The 18,090-nt window shown below is 74.1% G+C and carries 15 protein-coding genes; 11 read left to right on the top strand and 4 right to left on the bottom strand.

Translation table 11 applies throughout. The features are described 5' to 3' along the window. Positions 1-187 precede the first annotated feature (187 nt). The 6 genes from ACE1OC_RS07215 (at position 188) to ACE1OC_RS07190 (ending at position 9,381) form a co-directional block, all read left to right on the top strand. Positions 188-574, top strand: coding sequence for a CU044_2847 family protein (locus ACE1OC_RS07215; protein WP_407836280.1), 387 nt, complete (start codon positions 188-190; stop codon positions 572-574). After that, on the top strand, positions 571-2,505 hold the full coding sequence (locus ACE1OC_RS07210) for a trypsin-like peptidase domain-containing protein (RefSeq protein ID WP_407836279.1): 1,935 nt from the start codon (positions 571-573) through the stop codon (positions 2,503-2,505). Before ACE1OC_RS07215 ends, ACE1OC_RS07210 begins: the two co-directional genes overlap by 4 nt. 41 nt (positions 2,506-2,546) lie before the next feature. Continuing rightward, a complete protein-coding gene (locus ACE1OC_RS07205) occupies positions 2,547-3,587 on the top strand; it encodes an AAA family ATPase (protein WP_407836278.1) in 1,041 nt (346 codons plus the stop codon). 128 nt (positions 3,588-3,715) lie between these two features. Further along, positions 3,716-8,638 carry an FxSxx-COOH system tetratricopeptide repeat protein gene (gene fxsT / locus ACE1OC_RS07200; protein ID WP_407836277.1) on the top strand — a complete coding sequence of 1,641 codons (4,923 nt, stop codon included), beginning with the start codon at positions 3,716-3,718 and terminating at the stop codon, positions 8,636-8,638. Positions 8,639-8,689: 51 nt separating this feature from the next. Then, a complete protein-coding gene (locus tag ACE1OC_RS07195; RefSeq protein ID WP_250747923.1) occupies positions 8,690-8,992 on the top strand; it encodes an ArsR/SmtB family transcription factor in 303 nt (100 codons plus the stop codon). Further along, positions 8,989-9,381 carry a VOC family protein gene (locus ACE1OC_RS07190; RefSeq protein WP_274550494.1) on the top strand — a complete coding sequence of 131 codons (393 nt, stop codon included), beginning with the start codon at positions 8,989-8,991 and terminating at the stop codon, positions 9,379-9,381. The genes ACE1OC_RS07195 and ACE1OC_RS07190 overlap by 4 nt, the downstream gene beginning before the upstream one ends. A gap of 36 nt (positions 9,382-9,417) precedes the next feature. On the opposite strand, the gene ACE1OC_RS07185 is transcribed toward ACE1OC_RS07190, so the two are convergent. Continuing rightward, the gene (locus ACE1OC_RS07185) at positions 9,418-10,497 is read right to left on the bottom strand and encodes an NUDIX domain-containing protein (RefSeq protein ID WP_407836276.1); all 1,080 of its coding nucleotides are present in this window, start codon (positions 10,495-10,497) and stop codon (positions 9,418-9,420) included. Between the two features lie 137 nt (positions 10,498-10,634). Beyond that, complete coding sequence (locus ACE1OC_RS07180; protein ID WP_407836275.1) at positions 10,635-11,270, bottom strand: LysE/ArgO family amino acid transporter; 636 nt, start codon at positions 11,268-11,270, stop codon at positions 10,635-10,637. Between the two features lie 70 nt (positions 11,271-11,340). Between ACE1OC_RS07180 and ACE1OC_RS07175 the strand changes: the two genes are divergently transcribed. From ACE1OC_RS07175 to ACE1OC_RS07160, 4 genes are all read left to right on the top strand, one after another. Further along, positions 11,341-12,252, top strand: a complete 912-nt coding sequence (locus ACE1OC_RS07175) for a LysR family transcriptional regulator ArgP (RefSeq protein WP_407836274.1) — start codon at positions 11,341-11,343, stop codon at positions 12,250-12,252. Positions 12,253-12,335: 83 nt separating this feature from the next. Next, a complete protein-coding gene (locus ACE1OC_RS07170) occupies positions 12,336-12,728 on the top strand; it encodes a TOBE domain-containing protein (RefSeq protein ID WP_382972918.1) in 393 nt (130 codons plus the stop codon). 259 nt (positions 12,729-12,987) lie between these two features. Further along, positions 12,988-14,076, top strand: coding sequence for a magnesium/cobalt transporter CorA (gene corA / locus ACE1OC_RS07165; protein ID WP_407836273.1), 1,089 nt, complete (start codon positions 12,988-12,990; stop codon positions 14,074-14,076). Between the two features lie 89 nt (positions 14,077-14,165). After that, a complete protein-coding gene (locus ACE1OC_RS07160; RefSeq protein WP_407836272.1) occupies positions 14,166-14,795 on the top strand; it encodes a GNAT family N-acetyltransferase in 630 nt (209 codons plus the stop codon). A 52-nt stretch (positions 14,796-14,847) separates the two neighbouring features. On the opposite strand, the gene ACE1OC_RS07155 is transcribed toward ACE1OC_RS07160, so the two are convergent. Beyond that, complete coding sequence (locus tag ACE1OC_RS07155; RefSeq protein WP_407836271.1) at positions 14,848-15,645, bottom strand: class I SAM-dependent methyltransferase; 798 nt, start codon at positions 15,643-15,645, stop codon at positions 14,848-14,850. Between the two features lie 192 nt (positions 15,646-15,837). Between ACE1OC_RS07155 and ACE1OC_RS07150 the strand changes: the two genes are divergently transcribed. Next, the gene (locus tag ACE1OC_RS07150) at positions 15,838-16,683 is read left to right on the top strand and encodes a chitosanase (protein WP_407836270.1); all 846 of its coding nucleotides are present in this window, start codon (positions 15,838-15,840) and stop codon (positions 16,681-16,683) included. Here ACE1OC_RS07150 and ACE1OC_RS07145 read toward each other — a convergent pair. Next, positions 16,656-18,083, bottom strand: coding sequence for a glycosyltransferase 87 family protein (locus tag ACE1OC_RS07145; protein ID WP_407836269.1), 1,428 nt, complete (start codon positions 18,081-18,083; stop codon positions 16,656-16,658). The two genes, ACE1OC_RS07150 and ACE1OC_RS07145, sit on opposite strands and share 28 nt — an antisense overlap. Positions 18,084-18,090 lie beyond the last annotated feature (7 nt).

Here is an 18,090-nt window from a genome sequence, read left to right as displayed (position 1 = left end):
CCTGGTTCCGCCGGCCCGTTCGGCCGGTACACGGACAAGAGGCGGGGAGGTCCGAAAAGGATTCAGTCGAAGGTTCCGAGTCGCGTCATCTCGCTGCACGATCCGGACGCGAGCCTGCACAATAGCCTCCGGCAAGGTCAACAGGGCTCGGATGGGCCTCAGTTGTCCGGCGGCTGGGGGAGAGGCTATGGAACGGCAGATCCAGGAGATCGAACTGCCCAACGGGGAGACCGTACTGGCACGCGTCAGTGTGATGCGCCCCGAGGACGCCCCCCGGGGATCCGACGAGTTCGCCTACGACGACGTGGGCGCGCTCGACCACCTGACCGCCCGGGTGGATCAGCTGAACGAGCTGGTCAGCGGCATCGGTTCCGCCGTACTCGAATCCGCACGGGCCGCCCGCCCCGATGAGGTCAGCGCCACCTTCGGGATCGAGCTGGCGGTGAAGCCGGGCAAGGCAGTCGCCATGCTGGCGGACGGCGAGGCCAAGGCCGCGATCTCGATCACCCTCACCTGGAGCCGCCGAGAAGCCGAAGGCAGGGTGGGCCCGGGCCCGGACGACGCAAGCGGATGACGGCGGCGAAACTCGAGGAGCTCACACGCCGCGCCACGGTGCGGATCGGGCCCCAGGGGGACCCGGACAGGCTCTGGGGCACCGGGTTCTTCGTCGCCCCCGGCTGGGTGCTCAGCTGCGCCCACGTGATTCCCGGAGTGGAGCAGCCGGAGGCGGTGGGCACCTTCCTGGTGCACGGACGGCACGGCAGTACTCCGGCCCGGCTCGGGTACTGGCTGGGCGGGGGGTTCGACCCCGAACAGGACCTCGTGCTGATCCGGCTGGCGGACGACTCGGTCCGGCACGCCTGCGTACGGCTCGGCGACCGGAGCGACGCACCCTCGCGGGTGACGGTCTACGGGTGGCGCGCGGCCGAGGGCTGCAAGCCCCAGACGTGGAGCGGGCACTGCGTCATCAACGGCAGCGACGGATCGAGCGGACTCACCCTCGGTCCCGAGACCGAGATCCCCCACGGGGCCTCGGGCGGCCCGGTGTTGGACCGGGACCGCGGCGTCGTCCTCGGTGTGGTCAAGGCGCGCAGACGCGGTAAGGACGGCGGGCTGGCCATCGCCGCCACGGCGCTGCGCGGGTTCGCGAGGGCGGTGCCCGTCGGCGGTGAGCAGGGGCTGGGGCGCGAACCGTACCGGGAGCTCATCCGCGCCCACGACCAGTGGCACCACCGCATGCGGGAGGAGCCCGCCTCGGCCGCGAAGTCCTGGGTGGCCGCGCAGGAAGGGCTCGTCCCCACGGGCGAGCGGGTCTGGACCCCGAGGGACAGCGCCGCGGCGTCCGCCCTGCTGGCCGAGCTGCCTCCGCCCGTCTCCACGCGGGAACTCGAATCGCTCATCGAAGTGGCGGTGGGCGAGGAGCCCCTGTGGCCGGGGGCGGTCGCGGCGCGCGACTGGCGCGACGGACACGGCTGGCTCTACGAGACGGCCGACGGCGACGACATCGCCTTCCTGCACTACCTCCTTCTCGTGGCCAGGACCTGCGCCGCGGAACGGCCCGGGCCGGCCGCCGAACTGGAGCGCTGGGTGCAGCAGCGCGCCGGACAACTGCCCGTCTACTACCGGGCGCTGCTGAAGACGCCCAGGATCGCCGCCTGGGTCGCCGCGCGGGCCGCCGGGGCGGAGGCGGGCGGCCCGGTGGTCGCGGTCGAGCTCCGCCCGGACGCCTACCGGCCGCAGGACCGGTTCCACTGGCGGATCTGGACCTGGGCCGAGGAGGCGGGCTGCTTCCGCCCCTGGGACGAGGGGGACGAGGCGGAGGGTGCCTCGCTCGCCGAACTGCCGAACCTCCTGGGCGAGCCGCTGCACGATCTCCTCGGCCGGACCGACACCAAGGACAGGCCCGCACGGCTCGAATTCGTGCTGCCCGTCGAGTGCTTCGACGAGGGCGTGCACCTGTGGCGCTTCCGGCTCGTCGCGCGGAGCATGCGGCCGGACCCCGCCGACCAGCCCTTCGGTGTCCACCGGCAAGTGGTCCTGCGCCCGCTGGAGAGGGCCGCGACCCCCCGGGAGCTCCACCGGGAGCGCTGGCTGGGCGTGGCCGAGGGGGCCCTGGAAACGCTGCCCCTCAGATGGCCCGAAGCGGGGAGCGAGGTGCTGGAGGCAGCGCCGGCCGGCGCCGTACCGCTGGTGTGCAGAACGGCGGGGGACGGGGCCGAGCCGCTGCGCGAGGTGATCAGAGCGGGATACGCCGTCGCCCTGTGGCATCGGGGCGACCCGCACCAGTCGGGCTGCGGCACGCCCTGCGGGGACCTGGAGGACCGGGTGGCACGGCTGCTGCGCCGGGCCCGTCGGGCCGGCGCGCTGCCCGAGGAACTGCGGATGCTGCGCGAGCGCATCAGCAGGGCCGACGCCGATGCGGACTGGGCCGAGCCGCTGGCCCTGCTCTACGACGACCCGGACCGTCCGCTCCCCGAGCCGGCAGGCCTGCTGAACTCGCCCTGACCCCGCCGGCCCCGCCGCGATCGCTACCCGAGGAGTACGTCATGACCACCCCCGACTGGTTCGTCTTCCGGGGCACCGGCGAACCGCACGACGGTGTAGACCGCCTGCCGGAACCGCCCCCCTGGCGCGACTTCGACGGTTCCCCGGTGGTCTCCGGGCCCCCGGACCTGGGCGCGGAGTCGACCCGGCGGCTGGGCTCCGACGCGGCCATGGGATCCGCGGGCCTCGCCTGGCGCCCGGCCGAACTGGAGATGATCAACGCCGCCCTGTACCTGCGGCGCCCCCTGCTCGTGACGGGGGAGCCGGGCTCGGGGAAGTCGACGCTCGCGCACGCCCTCGCCCACGAACTGGGGCTGGGCCGCGTCCTGCACTGGCCGGTCGTCAGCCGTACGACGCTGCGCGAGGGGCTGTACTCGTACGACGCCATCGCCCGGCTCCAGGACATGCAGCTGGCCCGCGAGGGAGGCGAGGACCACACGCGGGACATCGGCCGCTACCTCCGCCTCGGCCCGCTCGGCACCGCGCTGCTGCCGTACGAGAAACCCCGCGTGCTCCTCGTCGACGAACTCGACAAGAGCGACATCGACCTGCCCAACGACCTGCTGAACGCGCTGGAGGAAGGGGAGTTCACCATCCCCGAACTCCAGCGCCTCCAGGCGGTCCAGGAGACCGTGGAGGTCGACACCGACGACGACACCCGGGCCGAGGTCACGAAGGGCAAGATCCGCTGCCGGGCCTTCCCCGTGGTCGTGATGACCAGCAACGGCGAACGGGACTTCCCCGTCCCGCTGCTGCGCCGCTGCCTCCGTCTGGAACTGTCGTCGCCCAAGGACGACGAATGGGGCACCGGCCGCCTCCGGTCCATGGTCCGCGCCCACTTCGGCGAAGACGACGCCGAGGCCAACGACGCCCTGATCCGGCAGTTCCTCCAGAGCAGGCCCGGCGCCCTGCGCACGGCGGACCAGCTCCTCAACGCCATCTACCTGACGCAGGAGACGGTGCGCGGCAACGAGTCCGACCGGCAGCGGCTGGCCGAGCTGCTGATGCGCCCCCTCGACCACGGTGAACCCGGGCCGAGCTGATGGCCCCCGCGTCCCCCGGGTCCCCCGAGTCCCCCGGGTCCCCCGAGTCCCCCGGGTCCCCCGAGTCCCCCGAGTCCCCCGAGTCCCCCGAGCCTCGCGAGTCCCGGCCCGATCCGCTCCCGGAGCTGGTGCGCAGACTGCTGTCCGCGGGCGCGGAACCGACGGCCCGCGAGCTCGCCGAGGCGCTCTGGCTGGCCCGGCACGTGGATCCGGCCGCGCCCTCGCTCCGGGCACCGGCCGAGCAGCCCGTCGCCGGTGCACCGGACGGGGACGCGCGGGACGCCGCCGGGGACGCGCCCGACCCGGGCGGCGCCGCCGGGAGGGGCCCCGGAGTCACCGGCGGTACGGCCGGACCACCGGAGCGGACCCGGCTGTACGCGGACCACCCCCGCCACCGCGGCCGGGGCGCAGGCGCCGCCGATGGCCTCGAACGGGTCCGGGTCCCCATGGCCACCGCCCTGCCGCAGCCCCTGGCGCTGGTGCGCGCCCTGCGCCCGCTCCAGCGGTACCGGGCACCCGTGCGCCCGGTGGAGGACCAGCTCGACGAACAGGCCACCGCGGAACGGGCGGCGCTGACGGGCCTGTTGCTGCCCGTCAGCCGTTCCTCCACCCGGCGCGAGGCCCGGATCCGCCTCGTCATGGACGTGTCGACCTCGACCCCGGTGTGGCAGCGGACCCTGGGGGAACTGAGCGAGATCCTCGCCGGGACCGGAGCGTTCCGCGAGATCCTGGTCCACCACGTGCGCGAGGCCGCGGACGGACGGCTGCTGATCGGTCCCGCCCGGGACGGGAGCCGCCCGTTCTGGGGAGCGGAGCAGCTGAGGGACCCCTCCGGCCGGCAGCTGACGCTGGTGCTCAGCGACTGTGCGGGACCGCTGTGGCGCGCGGGACGGATGCAGCGGCTGCTCCACCGCTGGAGCGCGGTGGCGCCCGTCGCCCTGGTCCAGCCGCTGCCCCAGCGCATGTGGCGGCGCACCCATCTGCCGGCGCTGCCGGGAACACTGAGGCGCCCCGAAGGGCTGGCGAGCCGGCTCGCGTTCATCCCGCTCGAAGGCGGTGCCGCGGCAGGGCCGGTCCCCGTGCCCGTGCTCGCGCCGACCGGCGCCGGGCTGGGAGCGTGGGCGCGCCTCCTGTCGACGTCGACCGGCCTCGCGCTGCCCGCGGCGGCGGGCTGGGTGGGCCCCGACCACGCGCCGGCCCTCCCCGTCGGCACGGACCGTACGCCGCCCCCCGCCGAGCTGATCGGGTCGTTCCGCCGGACCGCCTCGCGCCCCGCCCTGCAACTGGCCGTGGCACTCTCGGCCGTCCCCCTCAGCCTCCCCGTGATGCAGCTGGTGCAGCGCAGCACGGCCCCCGGTACGGGACCGTCCGTCCTCGCGGAGGTCCTGCTCAGCGGGCTCCTGCGGCGGGCCGAGCCCGAGGGGTGGTACGAGTTCGTGCCCGGCGTGCGCGAGGCGCTGCTGCGGGCGCTGCCCCTGGGCGAAGCCCTCCTCGTGCTCAAGTACTGCGGGGAGTACGTGGAACGCCACTTCGGGCGGCGCGCCCACAACTTCCCGGCCCTCGCCCGTGCCTACCTCACCGGCGAGGAGCGGCCCGACGGGAACGGCGAGCTGCTCACCCCGCAGGCCTTCGCCGACGTCTCCGCGCTGGTGGCCCGGCGCTACGCACGGACCGCGGCGAGCCGGGCAGCTGTGCAGGAGAGGGAAGCGGAAGAGCGGGCCCGGGCCGAGGAGCAGACGCGGGCGGTGGAGGAGGCGCGCGCCGAGGAACGGGCGGAGGCCGATGCACGGGTGCGGGCCGAGCAGCGGACCCGGGCCGAGGAGCGCGTACGGATCGAACAGCGGGTACGCGCCGAGGAACGCCTGCGGGCCGATGAGCGGTCGCGCGCCGAGGAGGAGGTACGAGCCGATGAGCGGGCCCGGGCCGAGGAGCGCCTGCGGGCCGACGAGCGGGCTCGGGCCGAGGAGGAGGTGCGGATCGCCGAGGAGCGGGTACGGGCCGAGGAGCGCGAGCGGGCCGAGCAGCGGGCGTGGGCAGCGGCGCGGGAGCAGGCGCGGGCACGCGCCGAGGCGCCGACGCACCCAGAGGAGAGCGGTCGCGCCGGGAACGTCGTCCTGGTCTACAGCGGATTCAACAGGCCGTGGGCGGTCTGGCTCGCCCACCGGCTGGAGGCCCATGGACTGGGCGCCGTACTGAGCCGCTGGGACCCGGCCCCCGGGCAGCGGTTGGAGGAGGAGCTGCGCCGGCTGTTGCCGCGCCGGGGCTCGGTGCTGATGGTGCTCAGCGAACACTTCTTCGCCACGGGCGACCGGACCGACCGGGAGTGGAACACCGCGTGGAGCTCCCTCGACCCGTCGGAGCTGGACCGGTTCGCCGCGGTCGCCCTGACCGAGGCGAGGCTGCCCGCGACGCCGCTGGAGCCCGTGACCCTGTGGGGTGTGGACGCGTACGAGGCGGAGTACCGGGTGCTGCGCCGCCTGCGGATGCCCACCGAACGGATCAGCGCCGAAACCGGCCGGCGCGGCCCCCGCTTCCCGAACGACCCGCCCGAGATCTGGGGCCGGGTCCCGCGCCGCAACACCCGCTTCACCGGTCGCGACGACCTCATGGCCCGCCTTCACACGACCCTGTCCGAAGCCCCGCGCAGTGGCTCCGCCGTCACCCTCCTCGGGCTCTCCGGCATCGGCAAGACCCAGATCGCCGTCGAGTACGCCCACCGCTTCGCCGCCGAGTACGACGCGGTGTGGTGGGTCCCCGCCGAGGACCGGGCCACCGCGCGCGAGCGTCTCGTCGAACTGGCCCCCGCCCTTGGCCTGCCGCGCGGCGCGGGCAGCCACGGCGAGCAGATCCGGGCCGTGCTCGAAGCGCTGAGGCGAGGAACTCCCCACGACCGGTGGCTGATCGTCTTCGACGGCTGCGACGACCCGGACGACCTCACCGACCTGCTGCCCTCCGGCCCCGGCGACGTCATCATCACCTCGCGCAACCGCGAGTGGGCCTCCCGGCACACCAGCATCGTGGAAGTCCCGCTCTACGACCGCTCCGAGTCCGTTGCCTTCGTCCGCCGCCGGGCGGTGCGCCTCACCGCTGCCGAGGCCGACCGGCTCGCCGAGGCCCTGGGGGACTACCCGCTCGCGCTCGACCAGGCCGCCGGCTGGCTCGCCGACTCCCCGCTCGGCGTGCGGGAGTACGTCGCCCTGCTGGAGGGCGGGGACTCCCGCGAGCCCCTCACCCTCTCGGAGGACTACCCGCTGCCCTTCCAGACCGCGCTGGCCATCCTCCTCAACAACATCCGGGTCAACTTCCCCGACGCCCTCACCCTGCTGCGGCTGTTCGTCTTCTTCGCCCCCGGCCCGGTCCCGCTGTGGCTGCTGCGTGATTTCCCCGCAAGGGAGGTACCGGAACGGGTAGCCGGGATGCTCGGCGACCCCGTCCGGTGGAACGAGGCCCTCAACAAGCTGGTCCAGTTCTCCGTCGTACACCTGGAGCACTCGGACGGGCCCGTGGGAGAAGGCAGCGGCGGGACGGGCACCGCACAGATCCAGCGCACGGTGCACCGTGTCGTCCGCGAGAACCTCTCCGAGGACGAGGCCGAACCGCTGGCCCGCGCCGTTCAGCAGGTGCTCGTCGAGGCCGCCCCCGGCCGGCCCGCCGACTCGCGGCTCTGGCCCCGGTACGCCGAACTCGTCCCGCACCTGGGACCCTCCGGTGCCCTCACGAGCAGCGACCCGAGAACCTGGACCTTCCTCCTGGACTGCGTGCGCTACCTGGTACTCGCCGGCGAGTACCCCACCTGCCTGCGCCTGTGCGAGGACATCGACCGCTCCTGGCGGGCCGTACTCCGCGCGGACCACCCCTCCCTGCGCGAGCTCGCCTCCCTGCACATCACGGCGCTGCGCCTCCTCGGCCGGCTGGGCCAGGCCGAGGAGGCGTCCCGCCAGCTCCTCGCCGGCGCCGGGCCGGGACACGGCCGCAGCCGACAGGACCTGCGGGAGGAGCGCGCCCAAGGTCTGCTCCTGCTCGCCCTCGGCCGGTACGAGGAGGCCCGTGAGTGGATCGAGCCGGTGGTGCACGCCACGCGGGAGCTGTTCGGCCGGGACGACTCCACCACCTTGCAGGCCCGGCACGATCTGGCCACCGCCTACCGGCTGCTGGGCCGCTACCAAGAGGCCCACGACCTCGACCAGGAGACCCTGCACCGCCGCGAGCGCATGCTGGGGGCCCGGCACCCCTCCGCCCTCTCCTCCGTCCTCGCCCACGCCGTGGACCTGCGGTTGCTGGGGCACTACCGGGAGGCGCGCGCCCGGCAGGAACAGGGCGTCAGACTCGTCAGGCAGATGCTGGGCCCCTCCCACCCGCTGGCCCTGAGCGCCGAGCACAACCTCGCGATGTGCCTGACCGGTGACGGAGACCTCCCCGGCGCGGGCCAGCTGCTGCGGACCGTGTGGGAGCGGGCTGCGCGCCTCTTCGGAGCCGACTCCCCGGGGGCGTTGGCCGTGGCCTGCGACCACGCCGCGTACCTCCGTGAGCACGGGGACATCGACGAGGCGCGCGGGCTGTCCGAGGACGTGCTCCACGCGTACGAGAGGCACCTGGGCCGGGCCCATCCGTACGCCATCGGCGCGATGGGCAACCTCGCCCTGGTCCTGCGGGCACAGGGCGAGCGCGAGGAAGCGCTGTCGCTGGCGGAGCAGGGGCTGGCCGGAATGCGGGGCGCGCTCGGCACGCGGCACCCGTGGACGCTGGGCTGCGCCCTGAACGTCGCCGGGCACCGCCAGGTCAGGGGGCACGTGGAGGAGGCGCTCTCCCTGAGCCGGGAGACCGTGCGGGGCGCGGAACAGGCGTTCGGTCCGACGCACCCCATGACGTTCGCCGCGCAGATCGCCCTCGCCGCGGACCTCCGCGGCGTACGCGCGCGCGAGGAGGCGGACAAGTACGAGGACGCGGGGATCAGGGGCCTTGCGAGCACCTTGGGCGTCCAGCACGTCCAGACCGTCGCGGCGAGACAGCGGAGCCGTCCGTACTGGGACTTCGCGCCCATTCCGGGCTGACGGCGGCTTCTCCAGTTGATAGGCAAGTGGGTACTTGCCTATCCTGTGGGTGTGGCCGACGAACTCTTCAGAGCTTTGGCCGACCCGACCCGCCGCACCATCCTCGACGAGCTCGCGGAGAAGTCCGGGCAGACGCTGTTCGAGATCTGCTCGCGGCTGACGATGAAGCACCGGCTGGGCATCTCGCGCCAGGGCGTCTCCCAGCACCTCGCCGTGCTGGAGGCCGCCGGACTCGTCGAGACCAGGCGGGAGGGCCGGTACAAGTTCCACGACCTGAACACGGCCCCGCTGCGGCAGATCGCCGAGCGGTGGCGCATGCCCGACCCGCCCGGACCGGAAGAGAGCACCCCATGAAGATCCACCTGACCAGCGTCTTCGTCGACGACCAGGCCAAGGCCCTGCACTTCTACACCGAGATCCTCGGCTTCGTGAAGAAGCACGACGTCCCGCTGGGCGGGGAGCACCGGTGGCTGACCGTGGTCTCGCCCGCCGAGCCCGGCGGCACCGAACTGCTCCTGGAGCCCGCCGCCCACCCGGCGGCCAAGACCTACCGGGACGCCCTCGTCGAGGACGGCATCCCACTCGCCCAGTTCGCCGTCGACGACGTCACGGCGGAGTACGAGCGCCTGCGCGGCCTCGGCGTCCGCTTCACGCAGGAACCGCTGGAGATGGGCCCCGTCACCACCGCCGTCTTCGACGACACCTGCGGCAACCTGATCCAGCTCGCCACGGAGCCGAAGTAACCGGCCACTCGGTGGAAGGACTCCTGGCGCCGAGTTCTAGGTCCCGTCCACCAGCCGGCCGTGGTGCAGTTCCAGGGGGCCGCCCGGTGTGGTGCGGGCCCTGAGGCAGGACTCGATTTGGCGGCGGAGGGCCGGTTTGGTGAACCGGCGGAGTTCTGCCGGGGGGACCGTGCGCCATTCGAGGAGTTCCGTCCGGGGCAGGCGGATCCGGGCCAGGGCGGGGGCGTCGAGGGTGCCGCCGTCGTAGAGGAAGCGGACGCGGGCCGGATAGCCGGAGCGGTGGGACCAGTTGACGGCGAGCAGCGGGCCCGGCGCCAGGTCGAGGCCGAGCTCTTCGAGGACCTCCCGGCGGGCCGCGGCGCGCGGGATCTCGCCGAGGTCGCTGTCGATGCCGCCGCCGGGCAGGTTCCAGTGGTCCGGATCGCCGTAGGCGGGCCGCACGAGCAGGACCCCGCCCGCGGAGTCGGTGAACAGCACGCTCGCCGCGGTGAGGGCCTTGGGGCGGGCGGCGCGGTGGCCGGCCGTGTCGTAGGCGCCCGCGTGTTCCAGCTCCGCCCGGCGCGCGGGGTCGAAGCCGGCCGGGGAGCCGGGCTGCGGCACCCCGTCGATCAGGTGCGCGAGGGAGCCGGAGTGCAGGGCGGCCAGGGCGGCGCGCAGGCGGGATCCCTTCCGGGTGTCCAGGGCCCCGTAGGCCTCCTCAGGGGTGAGCCAGCGGGCCTCGGTGACCTCCCCGTCCGGGAAGGAGATGGCGGAGGTCTCCTCGGGCGTGAGCGGTCCGACGAGGTGGACGTGGACGACGAGGGAGCGGCCGAGGGGCCCCGAGGGGCGGGAGTCCACGGCGAGCAGCCGCCCGACCGGCGCGCTCAGGTCCAGCTCCTCCTTGAGCTCGCGGGCCAGCCCCTCTTCCGGGGTCTCGGTGTCCTCCACGCCCCCGCCCGGGAGCTCCGGCTCCGCCTTGTACGAGGTGGTGAGGACGAGGACCCGCCCGCGCGGTTCCAGCACGATCCCGGTGGCGGCGACGAGGGGCGAGGGCTGGGCGGCGCAGTAGGCGCGCACCGAGTCGGTGTACGGGGACGCGGAGGGCGGCGGGGTCGCGGGCGGGGGCTGGTCCGGCACGGGGGCTCCTGGTGGTGCGGGGAAAGGCCGTACGAGGTGGCGGGTACGGGGCTGCGGACACGGTGATCCGTACCCACTCGGGGCCTGTCCATGGGGTGGACCTCGGAGGGCGGTGGCAGACCGGATGCACGGACTGTTCAGGCCCGGGCGAGGAGCAGGCCGCCCATCGTGACCATGGTCGCCGCGACGACCCCGTCCAGGGCGCGCCATGCCGCGGGCTTGCCGAGCGGGCCGCTGAGCAGCCGGGCGCCGTAGCCGAGCGCGCCGAACCAGACGAGGCTCGCCAGGACGGCCCCGGCGCCGAAGGCCCAGCGCAGGTCGCCGCGGCCGGCGGCAACGGATCCGAGCAGCAGCACGGTGTCGAGGTACACGTGCGGGTTGAGCCAGGTCATGGCCAGGCAGGTCAGCACGGCGCGGCGGGTGGCGGCCGAGCCGCCGGCCCTGCCGGAGACGTCCGCGGTGAGGGCGGCGCCCGGGCCGGGACGCAGCACCCGGCGGGCGGCCAGGGCTCCGTAGCCGATCAGGAAGGCGCCGCCGACGAGTCCGACGAGGGTGAGGGCGGGCGGCCAGGCGGTGACGAACGCGCCGACGCCGGCCACGCCGAGGGCGATCAGGGCCGCGTCCGAGAGGGCGCAGATGGCGACCACGGCGAGGACCGATTGGCGGCGTACGCCCTGGCGCAGTACGAAGGCGTTCTGGGCGCCGATGGCGACGATGAGCGAAAGGCCGGTGCCGAAGCCCGCGAGGCCCGCCGGGATGATGCCGTGTGTCATGTCTTCGACCGTAGGCAGCGGCGCGGCGAGGAGTACAGCTAAAGATTCTTACCTACCATTAGCCGCTGTGATGGATGAGCTGCCTGTGGACCAGGTGCGGACCCTGCTCGCGGTGATCGACGAGGGCACCTTCGACGCGGCGGCCGCCGCCCTGCACGTGACCCCCTCCGCCGTCAGTCAACGCGTCAAGGCGTTGGAACAGCGGACCGGGCGGGTGCTGCTGATGCGGACCAAGCCCGTGCAGGCGACCGAATCGGGGGAGGTCCTCGTCCGCTTCGCGCGCCAGCTCGTCCGGCTGGAGCGCGACGCGCGGGCCGAGCTGGGCATGGCCGAGGGCCTGGGACCGGTGCGGCTGCCGATCGCGGTCAACGCGGACTCGCTGGCCACGTGGTTCCTGCCCGCGCTGACGGGTGTGCCGCAGGACCCGCCGGTCTGCTTCGAACTGCACCGGGAGGACGAGGCGCACGCGACCGAACTGCTGCGGGACGGGCGCGTGATGGCCGCGGTCACCTCGCAGCCGGTGCCCGTGGCGGGGTGCACGGTGCGCAGGCTGGGGCTCGTGCGGTACCTGCCGGTGGCGAGCCCGGAGTTCGCGGCGCGGCATCTGCGGGACGCGGTGGAGCGGGACCTGCGGAAGGCGCCGGTCGTCGTGTTCGACCGGCTGGACCTGCTCCAGGACGAGTTCGTGCGGGTCCTGACGGGGGACGCGGCGGCCAGGGCGTCCGCCGTGCGTCATTACGTGCCGACGTCGGAGGGGTTCTGCGACGCGGCGACCGCCGGGCTGGGCTGGGCGATGCTGCCGATGGTGCAGGCCGACCCGTTGCTGGAGGCGGGGGAACTGGTGGTGATCGCGCCCGGGCGGAACCTGGAGATCCCGCTGTACTGGCAGCAGTGGAAGCTGGACTCGCCCGCGCTGTCCATGGTGGCGGATGCGGTCGTGCGGGCCGCCGCGCGGGCGCTCGGCCAGGACGGGTCCTTCTGAACGGACCCGCGGGAATCGTGCGCGGGCCGGGGCCGGGCCCCTGGCCTGCGAGGACCGGCCGGGGGAGGGCTTAGGCTGCGGGCATGGAGTCCTACACCATCGGCCAGGCGGCGCGGCTGCTCGGCGTCAGCGTAGACACGGCCCGACGGTGGGCCGACGCGGAAAGGTTCCCGACGCGTCGGGACGGTACCCGGCGGATGGTCGACGGGCCGGACCTCGCCGCGTTCTGCGTGGAGGTCGCGCAGGAGGGCGGCGACGGCGAGGGGGCCCCGTACACCTCCGCGCGCAACGCCTTCCCCGGCATCGTGACGGGTGTGAAGCTGGGCACGGTCGACGCGCAGGTGGAGATCCAGGCCGGACCGCACCGCGTCGTGTCGCTGCTGACCCGGGAGGCCGTGGAGGAACTCGGCCTGGAGGTCGGAGCGAGGGCGACGGCACGGGTGAAGTCCACGAGCGTCTTCATCGACCGGGCCTGAGGCGGGGGGCCCGCGGGCGCGGGCCCTGAAGCCGGGGGTCTGAGGTCGGGACCGCGAGGCCGGGGCTCTGCAGCCGGGGGCCCGCAGCCGGGACACCGAGGCTGGGCCCCGAGGACGGGAGTCCGCGGCCGGGGCCCCGGGGACGGGAGCCCGAGGACGGGCCCCGGGAGCGAAGGCCCGAGCGTCGGGCGTTCGTGGGGTCCGCGTGCCGGTGGCACACTGGCCGCTGATCCGCCGAAGGGGAGTACGTCCGTTGTCCATGTTCAGCAACCTGCGCCGGGCCGTGCGCCGTACGTACCGGCGGACCGTCGACCTCAGCCACCCGGCCCGCTCCCCGCTCGGCAGCGCCGTCGTCAACTGCATCGTCTACCGGGAGGGCGTGCGCCAGGACGGCCACGGCCACGCCGATGTGGGCGAGGCGCTGCGCCGGGTCCGCAAGACGGGCGAGGGCTTCGTCTGGATCGGACTGCACGAGCCCTCGCAGGAGGAGTTCGCCGGGCTCGCCGAGCTGCTCGGTCTGCACCCGCTCGCCGTCGGGGACGCGGTCCAGGCCCACCAGCGGCCCAAGATCGAGCGCTACGACGACACCCTCTTCGCCGTGTTCAAGACCGTGCGGTACGTGGAGCACGAGGAACTGACCGCGACCAGCGAGGTGGTGGAGACCGGCGAACTCATGGCCTTCGCCGGCGCCGACTTCGTCATCACCATCCGGCACGGCGGCCGCGGCACCCTGGGGTCGGTCCGCGAGGAGCTGGAGGCGCTCCCCGAGCAGGTGGCCAAGGGGCCGGTCGCCGTCCTGCACGCGCTGGCCGACCACGTGGTCGACGAGTACGTGGCCGTCACGGACGCGGTGCAGAACGACATAGACGCAGTCGAGACCATGGTCTTCAGCGAGCACGGCGGCCGCGGGGACGCCGGCCGGATCTACCAGCTCAAGCGCGAACTGCTGGAACTGCGCAGGGCGGTGGCCCCGCTGAGCCGCCCGCTCCAGCAGTTGAGCACGCAGCCGATCCCGGTCATCCCGCCGGAGATGCGCACGTACTTCCGGGACGTCGCCGACCATCTGACCCGCGCCACCGACCAGATCGCCGCGTACGACGCCCTCCTGGACTCGATACTGCAGGCCCATCTCGCCCAGGTGACCGTCGCCCAGAACGAGGACATGCGCAAGATCACCGCGTGGGCGGCCATCGTCGCCGTTCCGACGATGGTCTGCGGGGTCTACGGCATGAACTTCGAGCACATGCCCGAACTGCACTGGACGTACGGATATCCCCTCGTGCTCGGAGTGATGGCCGTCGCGTGCTTCGTCATCCACCGGGGCTTCCGGCGCAACGGTTGGCTCTGACGGGCCGGCAGAAAACCCCTTCGAGTAAGACCTGTTGTGCCCGTAGGGTCCTCGTGGCGGCGCGCAACACGAGAAACGGCAGGTCGGGCATGCAGCAGGCGGCGGTGGACGGTGCGGTGGCGACGGCGGTACTGGCCGGAGAGCGGGTGCGGCTGGAGCCGCTCGAGCTGCGGCACCACGACGGGCTGTGCGAGGCGGTCCGCGACGGCAGCCTCTGGGAGCTCGCGGTGACGATCGTCCCGCACCCGGACGACGTCCGGGGCTTCATCGAGGACGCGGTCGCGGCGCGGGCGGCGGGCACGCAGATCCCGTACGCGACGGTGGACGCGGAGACGGGGCGGGTCATCGGGTCCACCCGGCTGATGGTGATCAACACCGCGAACCGGCGGCTGGAGATCGGCTGGACCTTCCTGGCCGCGTCCCGGCAGGGCAGCGGAGCGAACGCGGAGGCGAAGCTGCTGATGCTGACGCACGCCTTCGAGGTCATGGGGATGAACCGGGTCGAGCTGCTGACGGACGTGCGGAACGCGAAGTCGCGGGCCGCGATCACCCGGCTCGGCGCGCAGCACGAGGGCGTACTGCGGCACCACATGGTCATGCCGGACGGCTGGATCCGCGATACGGCGGTGTACTCCCTCACGCGCCCCGAGTGGCCGGAAGCGAAGCAGGGCCTGCGGGCCCGCCTGGCGGCCCGCCCCGTCGGTCGCCTCGAGGCCTGACCGAACGGCCGCCCCGAGGCCCGCCCCACCGGCCGCCCCGAAGCCCCGCCCGTCAGCGGGTGGCGCGGGTCAGGAAGTGCCTGGGGGTGTCCTCGTACGTGGCCACGCGCCAGCCCGCCGCTTCGAGGGCCGGTCGGAGGTTCGGCTCGGCCAGCGCGTCGTCGGGGCTGACGGCGCGCCCGTGGCGGGCCGCCCGCTCCGCCCGCCCGGAGGGGTGGAAGAGCAGCAGCTCCCCGCCGGGGGCGGTGACGCGGGCCCACTCGCGCAGGGCGGCGGCCGGATGCGGCAGGTGGTCCAGGAGCCCGGCGGCGAAGATGCCGTGGACGGCGCCGGCCGGCAGCGGGAGCCGCCCGCAGTCGGCGAGCAGCAGCCGCGCCGGTCCGCCGTGGCCCGCGCGGGCGGCGGCGTCGAGCATGGCGTGCGTGACGTCCACGCCGATCACCGTGCCGGTGGCTCCGACCAGGCCCCGCAGCGCGGGCAGGGCGCGGCCGCTGCCGCAGCCCAGGTCGAGCGCGCGCTGCCCGGGGCGCAGCCGCATCCGGGCGACGGCGGCCTCGTACGCCGGTGTCTGGTAGGCGAACCGCTCCTCCCAGGCGGCGGCCCGGGGCGTGAAGAAGGTCCGGGTGGCGGTGGTTTCGGCCCGCCGGGCGACCAACTCTGCGAAGCGGCGCATTAGTTCGCAGTCGGCCTCGTCGGGGACGGGCAGCCCCCAGGCGCTGGCGCCCACCCGGAACCCGTGCGGCGCGGAGCCGTCGCCCAGCAGCGGATCGGCGCTGCCGCCGCCGGTGCCGTCCGTACCCGCCGCCTCCGTGAGCAGCCGGGCTCCCTCGCCCAGGGCGAGGACGGGCACTTCGGCTGCCAGCGCCGGCCCGACGAGGGGGAGGGCGGCAGGGGTGGCGCCGGGAGAGAGGATCAGCGCGTCGATCCCGGTGAGGGTGGCCGGCAGGGGGTCGTCGGTGCCGGGCTCTTGAGGTGGCGAGACTTCTGGTAGTAAAGTTTCCTAACGAAGTCGCCCGCGCATCAACTCCCTCATGGAGGCACTGTGTTCACCCCCCACCGCAAGCGACTGGCCGTAAGTACCTTGCTCGGCGCCGCCCTTCTCGCCGTGCCCGTCACCGCCCACGCGACGGCCGCCGCCCCCACCGCGGCACCGGCCTCCGCGCAGGTGTCGGCCGCCGCCGTCGGACTCGACGACCCGGTGAAGAAGGACATCGCCATGCAGATCGTCTCCAGCGCCGAGAACTCCTCGCTGAACTGGAAGGCGCAGTACAAGTACATCGAGGACATAGACGACGGCCGCGGCTACACGGCCGGCATCATCGGCTTCTGTTCCGGCACCCACGACATGCTCGAACTCGTCGAGTACTACACGCAGATCAAGCCGGGCAACGTCCTCGCCAAGTACCTCCCCGCGCTGCGGAAGGTCGACGGCAGCGATTCGCACGCCGGCCTTGACCCCAACTTCACCAAGGACTGGGTGAAGGCGGCCTCCGACTCCGCCTTCAAGAAGGCCCAGGACCACGAGCGCGACCGGGTCTACTTCAACCCGGCCGTGAAGCAGGGCAAGGCCGACGGGGTCGGCGTGCTCGGGCAGTTCACCTACTACGACGCCATCGTCATGCACGGCGACGGCGACGACTCCACCAGCTTCCGCAACATCCGCAAGCGCGCCCTCACCAAGGCCAAGCCCCCGGCCCAGGGCGGCAACGAGACCACCTGGCTCAACGCCTTCCTCGACGCCCGCGTCTGGGCGATGAAGCAGGAGGAGGCGCACAGCGACACCAGCCGCGTCGACACGGCCCAGCGGGTGTGGCTCAAGAAGGGCAACCTCAACCTCAACACCCCCCTGGACTGGAAGGTCTACGGGGACCCCTTCCACATCGGCTGACCGCTCCGAGGAGCGTGAGACGGCGGCCCGGGGGCAACTCCCCTCCCTCCCCGGGCCGCCGCCCGCCGCCGCACCGCCCACCCCACGAGCACGGCCGCGCCCGCCAGCCCGTACGCCACCGGGATCGTCGCCCCGCCCAGCGCGCGCACCGAGACGTACGCCGCCGCCCCCGCGACCGCCACCCCCAGCCACTCGGCGCGGCCGTCCAGCGCCACCAGCGCGATCAGCAGCAGCGCGTACCAGGAGTACCCCGGGGTCATCAGCAGGAACGCCGTGCCCGTCACCGTCAGCGCCGCGCTCCAGGGCTGCCGCGGATCCCCGCGCCGCCAGACGTACGCCGTCACCGCCAGCATCCCCACCGCGACCGCGGGCACCGACCAGGAGTCCGGGAGCACGAGGCGCAGCAGCGCGTAGCGGCCGCCCGCGCCCGGGTCCTCGTACCCCTCCTCCTCGGCGTAGCCGCCCAGGTAGCCGAAGACCGACGCGCGGGAGACCAGCACGTACGGCAGGTACGCCAGGCCCACCACCGCGGCCGCGGGCAGCAGCAGCGCCGCCGCGTCCCGCCACCGCCGTACGCCGGCCAGTGCACCCGGCAGCAGCACGGCGGGCAGCAGCTTCGCCGCGATCGCCAGCCCGAACAGGGCGCCGCCGAGGGTGCGTCGGCGCACCATCACCCCCAGCGCCGCCACCGACAGCAGGACGGCGAGCACGTCGACGTGCGCGTTGTTCACCGCCTCCACCGCCACCGCCGGACACCAGGCCCAGTACGCGGCGGTACGCGGTCGCGCGCCCCGGCGGCGCTGGACCAGCAGCAGCGTCCCGGTGACGGCGAGCGCCAGCAGAGCCCCTCCGGTCTGCAGGGCCTTGTGCCGCACGCCCGCCGGTGACAGGGCGTGGACCAGCCCGAAGTACCCCTCCGCGACGGGCGGGTAGACGGTGTGGACGGCGGGCCGGTTGATGCGGGTGCACACCCCCGGCTCGATGCCCACCCGGTCGGGCCCGGCGCAGGCGGCCGCGCCGCGCGGGAACAGCCAGTCGTCGCGCAGGGCGCGCAGCGCCGGGTCGGCGGGGGCGTGGTCGTACGGGGAGATCCCGGCGGCCTGCACCCGACCGTCCCAGGCGTAGCGGAAGGAATCGGTGCTGGTCAGCGGCGGCCCGGCGAGCCCCGCCGCGCAGACGGCCAGCGCACCCGCCAGCACGAGGGGGACCACGTGCCGCTCCGGCACCCGCCGCAGCGACCAGGCGGCCGCGCCGAACAGCGTCCAGGCGGCCGCGTACCACCACGTGAGCCGCGCCGGGTCGGCGAAGTAGCCCTCCTCGCGCACGGCGGGCACGAGAACGGCCGTCAGCGCGGCGAGCAGCAGCACGGTGCGGAGGGTCCGGGCGCGGGGGTGGTCCATACGGGCC

Source organism: Streptomyces stoeckheimensis (assembly GCF_045822005.1).
Lineage (GTDB): Bacteria > Actinomycetota > Actinomycetes > Streptomycetales > Streptomycetaceae > Streptomyces > Streptomyces stoeckheimensis.
This window is presented reverse-complemented; position numbering and strand designations above follow the sequence as displayed.